This is a genomic window from Winogradskyella sp. (genome assembly GCF_025210595.1).
Lineage (GTDB): Bacteria > Bacteroidota > Bacteroidia > Flavobacteriales > Flavobacteriaceae > Winogradskyella.
Genome location: NZ_JAOARH010000153.1, coordinates 1 through 12,328, shown reverse-complemented (window position 1 = coordinate 12,328; position 12,328 = coordinate 1). Strand labels below are relative to the sequence as shown.

Genomic DNA, 12,328 nt, shown 5'->3' with positions numbered 1-12,328 from the left:
ACATATACGTCTTTTATTCTCAATACCATTATTTACAACATCTGCTGCTCTTTGGCTAATAACAATCTCTTCACTATCCATTTTATGCTTAGAAAGATCTTCTACCTCTACAGGATTAAATGTACCTAATCCAACATGAAGTGTTACTTCTGCCATATCTACTCCTTTAATTTCTAAACGTTTTAATAAATGTTTAGAAAAATGTAAACCTGCAGTTGGTGCTGCTACAGCTCCTTCATTCTTTGCATATATAGTTTGATAACGCTCTTCGTCTTCTGGCTCTACTTCTCTTTTAATATACTTAGGAAGTGGTGTTTCTCCTAGTTCCGTTAACTTATTTCTAAAATCGTTATAAGATCCATCATAAAGAAAACGTAGCGTTCGTCCTCTAGAGGTTGTATTATCTATAACTTCAGCAACTAAAGTTTCATCATCACCAAAGTAAAGCTTGTTACCAATTCTAATCTTACGTGCAGGATCTACTAAAACATCCCAAAGACGCTGTTCTTTATTTAACTCTCTTAATAAAAATACTTCAATACGTGCACCAGTTTTTTCCTTATTACCGTACAACCTAGCAGGAAAAACTTTAGTGTTATTCATTATCATTACATCACCTTCATCAAAGTAATCAATTACATCCTTAAAAAGTTTGTGTTCAATAGTTTGATTAGCTCTATCCAAAACCATTAACCTAGATTCATCTCTGTGTTCTGCAGGATGTTCGGCTAATAATTCTTCTGGAAGGTCAAAATTAAAGTTAGATAATTTCATATATGAGTGTTTATTTTTTTGAAGTTGCAAATATACAATCTCAAAATAGGCCTTGTCAAGTAATTAAAGGTTTATTTTGCACTATAATTAAGATTTAAAACCTAACTATCATAAAGTAAGTTACTCCAAAAAAGATTTGCTTCAATATTTTTGAACCCATTCTTTAAATGCCTAGTCAGTATTTTCTACTTCAATATGATTTATTTGAAAACCTATAGTGCTTAAATCTTCCCAAAACTGCGGATAAGACTTACTAACAACATCTGCGTTTTCAATACTTAATGTTGTCTTTAAAGCTAAAGGAGCAAATGCCATAGCCATTCTATGATCCTTATAAGTGGCTATTGTAACATTTTTATTTATAACCTTAGACGGTTTTAGATGTAAGGAAGTATCTGTAATAGCAATATCAGCTCCAAGCTTTTCTAATTCATTCTTAAGTGCTACTAGCCTATCGGTTTCTTTAATTTTTAAGGTATGTAAGCCTTTTAGACTACATTCTAACCCTAAACCAAAAGCCGTTACTACAATAGTTTGTGCTATATCTGGAGCATTGCTTAAATTTAAATCAATAGAAGATTGATGGCTCGTAGTTGAAGACTTGGTTATAGTAATAGAATTATTTTCAAACTTAGTTTCAACCCCAAATGCTTTATATATGTCTGACAATACCGAATCTCCTTGAAGCGAATTGTTCTTGTATGAAGTTAAAGTTACTTCAGTACACAAATCACTTAACGCTACAATACTATAAAAATAAGAAGCTGAAGACCAATCAGATTCAACAGTTAAAGCTTTTGATTTGAGATTTGAAATTTGAGGTTTAACTGTTATAACATTATTTTTAAAATGAGATTCCACTCCTATTTGATGAAGCAGTTGCAAGGTCATTTTAATGTAAGGAATAGAGGTAATAGTTCCGTCTAAAGTAAGCTCTAACCCATTTTCTAATTTTGAAGCTATAAGTAACAATGCAGATATGTATTGACTGCTAACATTAGCTTTTAGAGTTACTTTAGAATTTGTTAGTTTTTTACCTTTTATTCGTAATGGTGGATAACCTTCATTTTCTGCATATTGAATATCTGCACCCAAATGCCGTAAAGCTTCTACTAAAATTTTTATTGGTCGTTCTTTCATACGAGAAGAACCCGTTAAAAGAACTTCACACCCTTCTTTAATAGAAAAATATGCCGATAAAAACCGCATAGCTGTACCAGCATGATGTATATCTACTGAAGACGAAACCGAATTAGAAATTGACGTTTGAAGCGCTTTCTGCATTAATACCGAATCGTCTGAATTAGACAAGTTATCAATCGTTATTTGAGGATACAGAGCTTGAATTAAAAGCAAACGATTAGATTCACTTTTTGAGCCTGTAATAGCAATTGACGAATGACAATTAACAATTGACGATTTAAAGATTTGGATATTCAAGATCCCTAAGTTTAGTAATGGTACTACAAACCTACTTTAATTTTTTGTTATTATGGTGTCTGTCGTGGTCTCGCTTTGTTTTTTTGTCCATTTTTTTATCAAAAGATGCTTGTAGATCAATACCTGTTTGGTTTGCCAAGCACAATACCACAAAAACTACATCTGCCAATTCCTCACCAAGATCTTTATCTTTATCACTTTCTTTTTCGCTCTGCTCACCATAACGTCTGGCGATAATACGTGCTACCTCACCAACTTCTTCGGTAAGTTGCGCCATGTTGGTTAGCTCATTAAAGTACCTTACTCCATGTTCTTTTATCCAATTATCTACTTCTTTTTGGGCGTTTTTCACATTCATCATTCAATCTTTTTTAATTTAACTTGTTCTTTCTGTTTGTTAATCATTTGATTAAAAAACTCCTTCAAATAAGGATACATGTTGGATCCAATTATTGGTTTTTTTATCTCTAAAGACATAGCTAAAGTAATCTTATTCCCAATTAATTTGGAAGAAAATTTAAACTCCCCTAAATTATTTGGTAATTGCAATATAATTGGCTTTGGAATTGAAATAACCATGTAAGTGCATGGGATTTCTATATTGGTCATATAGATTTTTTTTATAGGATACCCAAAATCTACAGGAAATTCACGCATCTCCGATTTAAATGGATTCTCTAAAGTAGCAAAGAAAACACTGGGATAAATATACATCTTATCTCCAACAATATCTGAAAAAGATTCTTTATAAAAACCGAATGATTCTGAGACATAATTTTTATATGTTTCTGCATTCTCTACTTTATAATCAGAAATCTCTATATTACTTAATTTTTCTTCCTTATCTATTAAAAACTCTTCTAAGTTTTTATCCTTGTACATTTTTCTAAATTGATAGGCACTATGATTAGTATATCTAGCTTTTAAATCTCCTTCTAAGACACCTTCCTCATCAATCTTAGCATTGACTATATATTGTGAAACAGCCATATTTGGCTCCTTAATCCTTATATTTCGCCAAACCATATTATTATTATCTACTAAAATACCTTTCCAATTATAATCCTTAATTGGAAGTAAATTAATATCACTAAACTCTTCTGTAGCGTCTAAAAAATACTGTTTATCATTAATAACAACATAAGCAATGACATAATTTAATCTATTTAGTGTAGGAAAAAAAGGCACCAAATTATCCCTAGTACTAATAACTAAAGGATTTGCATCTAAACCAACATATCTTAGCATTGCAACTAATGTCAAATTGACATCAGCTGCGTTCCCTTTTCGTTCTTTCAATGCCCTACGAATTCCTTTTTGAAAATACTTCCCATCTATACCATTCCATATAACATTTTCCTTGACATATTTAAAAACAGTTCCCATCTTATTAATATCATCTTTATCATCCACAATTAAAGCATCCAAATAATCATCAAAAGATTTTGTTTTATCTAGTTTATTAATATAGTCATTTGTATTACCAATAATCTTAGCAACATCTCCCCATGTTTTTGAATAATAAATAGGTCGCTGACCTGGCATAGTAATCGATTTGAGTTCGAAAACAACACCAGCTCTATAATTATTAATATTATCAACAAAAATCTCTTCTTTTAAAGCAGGAATATCTTCTAATGAATAACTTAAAACATTAACTTTAATATTAGCTGAAGCATCTCTTGAACTAAATCGTTTGGGATAAAAACTAAGATAACCTTTAGAGATTGCATTAAAATTAACACCTTCTGGAGTTCTAAGTTCTGCATCAAGTTTTCTTACAGGTATGTCATATTGAAACCTAAACTCATCAACATCAAAATAAAAAGGAGATATAATCTTATATTTAATATCCAAAACTGAACCTTCCTTAACCTCAGGCATAGTAAACTTGAATTCATCCATATAATCGCTGAACTCATTCTTGTAAATTTGATCTTTCTCAAGTTCTACTTTTTTGATTTTATCACCTTCTAAATTAAAAGTATACGCTTTTAATTTACTTACACGCTCTTTACTATTACCATCTTTAGACAATGTAAATAAAAGAGTAGCCTTATCAAAAGCCTCCTTATTGTATATCTTAATACGCTCATGAACTTCAGTAATTAAATCTATGGATGCAGGACTAATAGCAATATATGTTTTTTGATTTCTATACAATATTACAGCATTTGCAGAAGAGTCTTTATCATAAAATTTTTCTATCAATTCTGCCTTAGATACTTTACCAAATTTAACCTCTTGTGCGAAAGAAAATTGAATGAACCCAATTAAAAGGAAAAGAATTTGAATTTTTTTCATGATAATTAATTAATTAATTTTAATACAATTTTAGAATTATCCCCTTTTGATATTTGTTTTCTAAAATCCCTATAACTCTTATAATCTGTACGTGAGTATTGTCCCTTTTTTATAAATAATTTTCGTTTGTATGTAATTAAGTTATCGTTACTACTTAACTCAAGTTTATATTCACCAAATTCACTTTTTATATATACAATATCTGGTAACGCCTCTATTTCATAACCTTCCGGTATTTCTATATTAAACAAATCTTCATCTAAGTAGCCTCTAGATATTTCGAAGGGCATTTTTCTTTCTCTGTATCTTGTAGGAATAAAGGAATTTTGGTTTAAAAAATTGGGTTTAAAAAGAATATTTTTATCCAAAATTGAAGCATAAGAATCTGCTTTTACATCTAAATATTCTGTAAACTCAATATCATTTTTGTTATTATGAAACTTATATTGTAATATCTTTAAATTGTTAATATAACTCCAGTGGTATTTATAAAATTTTATAACCTCATCATTTGTTTTTCTTTCTAAATTAAACCTATTATCATATTGTAAACCACTAGTTTTTCTTATAATTTTAGAAGCAAATCCTCCATTGGCTTCTAATTTAATATTTGCATTAGTTGTTTGATAGTTTAAACTATCTATATAAACTTTTGTTTTTACTATTTTACTCGCATTAGGTTTCACAACAAGTACATTTCTATTATCTGTAAAATCACCAATAAAATTAAAAGGATGTTGTTGACTTGTACAATCTAACCAAACCATATCATCATTTGTTGGTATTGCTAATATAATATGATTACCCTGTTCTAAAGAGGCAAAATCATCTTCTAAATCTATAATTGCTCTACCTGCTTCAACAATGGTATAATAAGACGTTACCCCTACAACATCTAGTAAAGATTTAGTATAATTAGTTAACCCTTTGCAATCTCCATATTTTAACTCATCGACTTCTAATGCAGAAATAGGCTGTACTCCACCAATACCAACCTGAACACTTATGTACCTTGTATTTTCTTGAACAAATTTAAAAACAACCTTAGCCTTTTCTAGAGGATCTATATAAGTATCTGTTAGCTTTAAAATTTCTTCCTTTGTTTCTTCCATAACTTCATTTCTTCCTTCTAAAAGTGCATTATTTATCCATTCTCCAAATTCTAACCAGTTTTTAGCCTTACCTTCTACTCCATAAAACGAAAAATTTTCTACAGCTATTAAAACCTGAGGGAATAAACTATTATAAGTTGGACTTAGGTCTTCATTTAATAACGAATTACTATTCTCTAAGGTATAACTAAGAGAATGTGACGTATTCTTTTTAGTAATATTGTATTCATCGAAGTTTTTTTCTTTATAGCGCAGACCTAAATTGGCATTATCTATTAAATTATAACTATCTTTTTGTACACTTACATAATAGTTATTTATTGGCCTCCATGTTGGAATTGCAGCCGTATTAGAAGATTCTATTTCGCACAAAAACTCAACCGTAAAAGGATAAGATACTGGCGTATAACCCATTAACAATAACCTAGAATCCGAATACAATGTTCCTCCATCTACCGCACTTCTATCAATAAAATCTTTCTTTTTAAACTTTTTTATTTCTTCACCATTATCATTAAAAACTTTTGCCTCTATTTTTTTTATTTTGTTATACCTATCATAGCCTGAGTAAGCACCAATAGCAGAAACCCCCTTTTCATTTAAAACGGTAACTACTCTTTTTTCAATAATACTTAACTCATCTTTAGATTCTATAACAACATTTATCTCATTATACCTTACTACAGCGTTTGCCTTACCTGTAAGGTTCTTAGGAATAGTTTTAGAGCTATATATATAGTCGTTTTGAGCTAGAGTAAAAAATGAGATAAAGAAAAGTAATGCAGAGATGGTATATTTTATGTTGGGCATATAAATAAGTTTGGCTAAGCAATATAAAAAGTAAATATAGCGCTTTAAATGATTATTATCATATTTTTCTCACCTAAATAAACCTATAACATCCAATATATTAACATTTTATATTTTATTTTTAGAATCTATAATAATGGTCACAGGTCCATCATTAACTAAATGTACTTTCATATCAGCACCAAATTCACCAGTTTGTATTGGCTTACCTATTTCTAACTGAAGCTTTTCTTTAAATTTTTCATATAAAGGAATAGCAACATCTGGCTTTGCTGCTTTTATGTAACTTGGTCTATTTCCTTTTTTTGTACTGGCATGAAGTGTAAACTGGCTCACTACAATAACATCTCCTTTAGCATCAAGTAAAGAGGTGTTCATAATACCGTTTTCATCAGGAAAAACACGAAGGTTTGCTATTTTTTTACACAACCAATCAATATCTTCTTGGTTATCTTCATTTACAATACCTAATAAAATTAAAAACCCTTCATCAATTGAAGTTACTGTTTTACTATTAATAATTACTGATGCTTCTGATACTCTTTGTATGACTACTTTCATAAGTTCTAAATTCCTAAAAGGAGGCTTTACTCATAATTATCAGTTCGGTAATGCTCATCTTCTCCTTCTAAAATTTGAATATAACTACGATATCTAGAATAAGATATTTCATCATTTTCTAATGCTTCTTTAACGGCACATTTTGGTTCTTTAAGATGCAAGCAATTATTAAACTTGCAATCTTGCTTTAATGCAAAAAACTCAGGAAAATAATCACCTACTTCTTCTTTCTCCATATCAACCACACCAAAACCTTTTATACCTGGCGTATCAATTATTTTAGCACCAAAACTTAAGTCGAACATCTCAGCAAAGGTTGTAGTGTGTTGCCCTTGCATATGTTGTTCGGAAATTTCTTTTGTTTTTAACTCTAAAGAAGGTTCTATAGCATTAACCAAAGTAGATTTACCAACACCTGAATGACCAGAAAACATACTTACTTTATCTACCATTAAAGCCTTTACCTTATCAATATTCTGACCTGTTTTAGCAGAAATCTCTATACATTCATATCCTATTTGTTTGTAGACATTAGACAAATATTTTACTTCTAGTATAGTTTCTGAATCATAGGTATCTATTTTATTAAATAGTAATACCGTTTTAACCGAATATGCTTCTGCGGTAACTAAAAAACGATCTATAAAACTGGTAAATGTTGGTGGATTATCTATAGTAATTAAAAGAAACACCTGATCTACATTAGATGCAATAATATGCGTTTGCTTAGATAAGTTTACTGATTTACGAACAATATAATTGGTTCGCTCTTCAATACGATTTATAACACCTGTTTCAGTATTATTTTTGGTTTCTAGCTCAAACTGTACTTTATCTCCAACTGCAATTGGATTGGTACTTTTAATACCTTGAAGCCTAAACCTTCCTTTAATTCTGCATTCGTAGAATTTACCGTTCATTGTTTTAACGGTGTACCAACTTCCGGTAGATTTATATACTGTTCCTGTCATTATTACAAAGATGACTAATATAGTTTAATAGAACAAAAAAAGACTATCAATAGCTAATCTTTTTAATATTACTCTAATTAATTAGAAACTCTTCCTAATAACTAATCGACTCTTAATAAATGACTATAAACGTTCTAAAATTATTTTATTTCAAATCTCATTACAACGCTTATTTTATAAATCAACAACATTGTAATTTATTTAGACTTACTTTTGTTTTTAATTATTAAGAACATATGTAGCACCATGAAAAAAACTATAAAAGCCTATAGATTTGAGCTATTCTTATTTACTTTAATTTTTAATTTATTTGGAACATTAATATTTACAGATGCCTTCTTTTATAGCTATCTGTTTCCTATCAGCATATTATTAAACATTCTTTTTGGTATCAACTTAATTTCAAATAAAAAAACAAAGAAAGTAATCATTGTATTATTCATTATTACGGCTTTTATGTCTGGCTTTACAGTATTAAACACCGATAACTTAAGTGTAGATCTCCTTCGCTTTGGGTTTTATTTCCTTTTTTACGTTTGTATTACCTACGAAATCACTAAGCAAATATGGCAAATTAAAAAAGTAAGCAAAAACCTAATCTTAGGTGTTATATCAGGATATATAACACTTGGACTTGTTGGCTTCTTTATATTTATGACAGTTGAAATGGCTCATCCTGGATCATTTGACAGTGTAATGTTTCATAAATCAATTACCATAGACGAGAAGTCTAATCATATATTATATTATAGTTTTATTACTTTAATGACTATTGGTTATGGTGAAATTGTTCCGGTTACTACAATAGCCCAAAAAGCAGCAATTCTTATTGGTTTACTAGGACAATTTTATATGGTCATTATTACCGCTTTTGTTGTTGGCAAGTATATAAACTATAGTAGAAAATAAACTATACAATCAACTGTTAATAATCTCTTCTTGATGATTAATTGACTCTTGATGAATAGCTTTAAACATACGCAGTATAAACTCTTCGCTTAAATTCTTTTCTTCACCTTCTAAAATCATTTTCCCTAAAATCTCATTCCAACGCTTATTTTGCAATACTGCAACATTATACTTTTTCTTTAACGTTCCTATATCATCTGCAACTTGCATACGCTTTCCTAAAATTTCAATAAGTTGATGATCTATAACATCTATTTTAGTTCTTAACGTATTTATTTTGTTTTTAAACGCAGCCGCTTCACCAACTTCTTTTCTTATACGTAAATCTTTTGTGAACTGAATTAAAGTTTCTGGTGTAATTTGTTGCGCAGCGTCACTCCAAGCACTATCTGGATCGTGATGTGTTTCTATCATCAATCCGTCGTAGTTAAGGTCTAATGCTGTTTGACTTAAATCGAAAATAATATCTCTGCGACCAGCTATGTGCGACGGATCTAAAATTAGTGGTAAATCTGGAAAACGGTTTTGTAAATCTACCGCAATTTGCCACTCCGGATTATTTCTATAACGTGTTTTCTCATATGTTGAAAATCCTCTATGAATAACTCCTAAATTATTAACACCATTTGTATAAAATCGTTCTACAGCACCTAACCATAAAGACAAATCAGGATTTACAGGATTCTTAACCAAAACTGTTTTGTCAGTTCCTTTTAAAGCATCTGCTATATCTTGAATAATGAATGGGCTTACCGTTGTACGCGCACCAACCCAAAGAATATCTACATCGTGCTTTAAAGCTAACTCTACATGGTTTGCATTAGCAACTTCTGTAGTAATTAACATTCCTGTTTCTTCTTTTGCCTTTTGAAGCCATTTTAAACCTAAAGCCCCTACGCCTTCAAAATTACCTGGACGTGTTCTAGGTTTCCATATTCCAGCTCTAAATACTGTAGCATCGCTATCTTTTAACTGGTGCGCTATTTTCAAAACCTGTTGCTCTGTCTCTGCACTACAAGGACCGGCAATAACTAATGGATGCTCTAAATTAAATGCATCTAGCCAATTCCTTAATTCTTTCTTATTTTCCATTTCACTATTAATCTCTTTCTCTAACTTCTATTCTATTAGCTATAATTTATACTTTAAGCTTTATCAATCTTACATTTTAGCTTATTCCTTTTAAAATATCTTTAATATGATTGGTAGCTTCCATTTCATTATAGACTGCTTCAAAATTTTCGTCCTCTATAAATTGTTTAAACTGTTTTAAATTACTTATATAACCATCTAATGTTTCAATTACATTGGTTTTATTTTGTTTAAATATTGGTGTCCACATTGCTGGAGAACTTTTGGCTAACCGCACAGTACTTTCAAAACCACTACCTGCCATATCAAAAATATCACGTTCATTTTTTTCTTTTTCAATCACTGTTTTTCCTAACATAAAAGAACTGATATGTGATAAATGCGAAACATAAGCAATATGCTTATCATGTGCCTTAGGATTCATATAACGAATACGCATTCCTAAATCTGCAAATAAGCCCAAAGCTCTTTCTTGAAGTTTAAATGCTGTCTCTTCTACTTCGCAAATAATATTGGTTTTATCTTTATATAAACCATGAATTGCAGCTTTTGGCCCTGAATATTCTGTACCTGCTATTGGGTGAGCAGCTAAAAAATTTCTTCGCTTAGGATGATGCTTAACTTTAAGGCATATATCTTCTTTTGTAGAACCTACATCGAATACTATGGCTTCTTCTGAGATTACATCTAACACCTTTGATAGCACTTCTATTGTTGCATCTACTGGTATGGCTACAATAACCAAATCAGCTTTTTCTAGATCTTTAAAGCTTGCTTTACCATCTATTATACCCAAGTTAAAAGCTTCATTTAAGTGATCTTCACTTTTGTCTATCCCAAAAATGGTATACTCTGGTTTTTGCTTTTTAATATCTAAGGCAAAACTCCCACCTATTAATCCTACTCCAATGATAAAAACATTCTTCATATACCTAAATCCTAGCTATAGCTTCTTTAATTATTTCTTCTGAAGAGCATAATGAAAATCGCACATAACCTTCACCATTGCTACCAAAAACTGTCCCTGGAGCTACAAAAACAGAATGCTCTTTTAATACCAAATCTGTAAATTCTTCAGATTTCATATGAGGAGGTAATTTTGCCCAAACAAAAAGTCCTGTCGTATATTCATCATAAGTACAGTTTAGTGCTTCGGCTAGTTTCCATATAAGCTCTCGTCTTTGTTCGTAAACACTATTTAAACTTACAAACCACATGTCTGAACATTTTAAAGCTTCTATAGCTCCCTTTTGTATACCATAAAACATACCAGAATCTATATTGCTCTTTACTTTTAACACAGCACTTAAATGCTCATAACTTCCTACAAGCATGCCTACTCGCCATCCTGCCATATTAAATGTCTTGCTGAATGAGTTTAATTCTAAACAAACCTCTTTTGCATTATTATAACGCATAATGCTTATTGGTCTATTATTCAATACAAAACTATATGGATTATCGTTTACAATAAGAATGTTATGTCTTTTTCCAAAAGCAATTACTTCATCGTAAAATTTGTTAGTAGCATTAGCTCCTGTTGGCATATGCGGATAATTAATCCACATTATTTTTACTTTTTTTAGATCTAATCGTTCGAGGGCTATAAAATCTGGTAACCAATTATTTTCTTCTTTTAAGTCATACAAAATTGGCTTAGCTTCTAAAAGCTTAGTTACAGCTGAATAGGTTGGATAACCAGGATTTGGCACCAATACCTTATCTCCTTTATTTAAAAAAGCCATCGAAATATGCATTATGCCTTCTTTACTACCAAGAAGCGGTAACACCTCTGTCTGTCCGCTGAGGTTAACCTTATATCTTTTTTTGTAAAAATTTGCTATCTCATCTCTAAGTTCTGGCAAACCTTGATAGCTTTGATAATTATTAGCTCCTTCTTCGTCTAAGCTATCTTTTAACAACATTGTTGCTTTAAAAGGCGGTTCTAAATCTGGGCTACCAACTCCTAGGTTAATAATTGGTTTTCCTTGCGACTTTAAAAAGGCTATTTCTTTTAACTTTTTAGAAAAATAATATTCTTCTACGTGTTTCAATCTTTTAGCTACTTCTATCATAATTTCGCATTTTTATATTCGCCTAAAACTTTAAAATTCTCTGCCATTATCTGTATAATTGAATGTGCTTTTTCATAATCTTCGTAATCGTTGAAGGTAATATCTACAAAGAAGACATACTTCCAAGGAGTTTCAATTTTTGGTAAAGACTGTATTTTGGTTAGGTTTAATTTGCAATCACTCATAACGTTGAGTATTGTAGCTAAGCTACCACGTTTATGATCTAATTCAAATTTTAAAGAAGCCTTATTAAGTCCTTTTCGTTCAACTTGATGATTTT

The 12,328-nt window shown here is 30.4% G+C and carries 11 protein-coding genes and 1 pseudogene; 1 reads left to right on the top strand and 11 read right to left on the bottom strand.

All coding sequences use genetic code 11. The features are described 5' to 3' along the window. The 7 genes from queA to rsgA form a co-directional block, all read right to left on the bottom strand. On the bottom strand, positions 1 to 774 hold a 774-nt coding region (gene queA / locus N4A42_RS14310; protein WP_294075433.1), incomplete at its 3' end, for a tRNA preQ1(34) S-adenosylmethionine ribosyltransferase-isomerase QueA. A 171-nt stretch (positions 775 to 945) separates the two neighbouring features. Then, positions 946 to 2,214 carry a 3-phosphoshikimate 1-carboxyvinyltransferase gene (locus tag N4A42_RS14305; protein ID WP_294075431.1) on the bottom strand — a complete coding sequence of 423 codons (1,269 nt, stop codon included), beginning with the start codon at positions 2,212 to 2,214 and terminating at the stop codon, positions 946 to 948. 31 nt (positions 2,215 to 2,245) lie between these two features. Beyond that, entirely contained in the window at positions 2,246 to 2,572 is a 327-nt protein-coding gene (locus tag N4A42_RS14300; RefSeq protein ID WP_294075435.1) for a nucleotide pyrophosphohydrolase, read from the bottom strand. Then, positions 2,572 to 4,518: a transglutaminase gene (locus N4A42_RS14295; RefSeq protein ID WP_294075428.1), complete on the bottom strand. Its 1,947-nt coding sequence runs from the start codon at positions 4,516 to 4,518 to the stop codon at positions 2,572 to 2,574. Before N4A42_RS14295 ends, N4A42_RS14300 begins: the two co-directional genes overlap by 1 nt. A 5-nt stretch (positions 4,519 to 4,523) precedes the next feature. Next, positions 4,524 to 6,440 carry a DUF3857 domain-containing protein gene (locus N4A42_RS14290; RefSeq protein WP_294075426.1) on the bottom strand — a complete coding sequence of 639 codons (1,917 nt, stop codon included), beginning with the start codon at positions 6,438 to 6,440 and terminating at the stop codon, positions 4,524 to 4,526. Between the two features lie 108 nt (positions 6,441 to 6,548). After that, positions 6,549 to 7,001: a D-aminoacyl-tRNA deacylase gene (gene dtd, locus N4A42_RS14285; protein WP_294075424.1), complete on the bottom strand. Its 453-nt coding sequence runs from the start codon at positions 6,999 to 7,001 to the stop codon at positions 6,549 to 6,551. A 26-nt stretch (positions 7,002 to 7,027) separates the two neighbouring features. Next, on the bottom strand, positions 7,028 to 7,972 hold the full coding sequence (gene rsgA, locus N4A42_RS14280) for a ribosome small subunit-dependent GTPase A (RefSeq protein WP_294075422.1): 945 nt from the start codon (positions 7,970 to 7,972) through the stop codon (positions 7,028 to 7,030). 246 nt (positions 7,973 to 8,218) lie between these two features. Between rsgA and N4A42_RS14275 the strand changes: the two genes are divergently transcribed. Next, positions 8,219 to 8,881, top strand: coding sequence for an ion channel (locus tag N4A42_RS14275; protein ID WP_294075419.1), 663 nt, complete (start codon positions 8,219 to 8,221; stop codon positions 8,879 to 8,881). Between the two features lie 9 nt (positions 8,882 to 8,890). Here the strand turns inward: N4A42_RS14275 and N4A42_RS14270 are convergent, their stop codons facing one another. The 4 genes and pseudogenes from N4A42_RS14270 to N4A42_RS14255 form a co-directional block, all read right to left on the bottom strand. After that, positions 8,891 to 9,973 carry a bifunctional 3-deoxy-7-phosphoheptulonate synthase/chorismate mutase type II gene (locus N4A42_RS14270; RefSeq protein ID WP_294075416.1) on the bottom strand — a complete coding sequence of 361 codons (1,083 nt, stop codon included), beginning with the start codon at positions 9,971 to 9,973 and terminating at the stop codon, positions 8,891 to 8,893. 76 nt (positions 9,974 to 10,049) lie between these two features. After that, on the bottom strand, positions 10,050 to 10,901 hold the full coding sequence (locus tag N4A42_RS14265) for a prephenate dehydrogenase (protein ID WP_294075414.1): 852 nt from the start codon (positions 10,899 to 10,901) through the stop codon (positions 10,050 to 10,052). Between the two features lie 4 nt (positions 10,902 to 10,905). Beyond that, positions 10,906 to 12,048: an aminotransferase class I/II-fold pyridoxal phosphate-dependent enzyme gene (locus N4A42_RS14260; protein ID WP_294075411.1), complete on the bottom strand. Its 1,143-nt coding sequence runs from the start codon at positions 12,046 to 12,048 to the stop codon at positions 10,906 to 10,908. Then, positions 12,045 to 12,328: pseudogene (locus tag N4A42_RS14255) on the bottom strand (prephenate dehydratase); the annotation flags it as partial. The pseudogene N4A42_RS14255 and the gene N4A42_RS14260, both read right to left, overlap by 4 nt.

Excerpts from the sequence above, each read along its gene's own strand:
- N4A42_RS14300 (WP_294075435.1), bottom strand. The coding sequence starts at position 2,572 with ATGAATGTGAAAAACGCCCAAAAAGAAGTAGATAATTGGATAAAAGAA.
- N4A42_RS14295 (WP_294075428.1), bottom strand. The coding sequence starts at position 4,518 with ATGAAAAAAATTCAAATTCTTTTCCTTTTAATTGGGTTCATTCAATTT.
- N4A42_RS14290 (WP_294075426.1), bottom strand. The coding sequence starts at position 6,440 with ATGCCCAACATAAAATATACCATCTCTGCATTACTTTTCTTTATCTCA.
- dtd (WP_294075424.1), bottom strand. The coding sequence starts at position 7,001 with ATGAAAGTAGTCATACAAAGAGTATCAGAAGCATCAGTAATTATTAAT.
- rsgA (WP_294075422.1), bottom strand. The coding sequence starts at position 7,972 with ATGACAGGAACAGTATATAAATCTACCGGAAGTTGGTACACCGTTAAA.
- N4A42_RS14275 (WP_294075419.1), top strand. The coding sequence starts at position 8,219 with ATGAAAAAAACTATAAAAGCCTATAGATTTGAGCTATTCTTATTTACT.
- N4A42_RS14270 (WP_294075416.1), bottom strand. The coding sequence starts at position 9,973 with ATGGAAAATAAGAAAGAATTAAGGAATTGGCTAGATGCATTTAATTTA.
- N4A42_RS14265 (WP_294075414.1), bottom strand. The coding sequence starts at position 10,901 with ATGAAGAATGTTTTTATCATTGGAGTAGGATTAATAGGTGGGAGTTTT.
- N4A42_RS14260 (WP_294075411.1), bottom strand. The coding sequence starts at position 12,048 with ATGATAGAAGTAGCTAAAAGATTGAAACACGTAGAAGAATATTATTTT.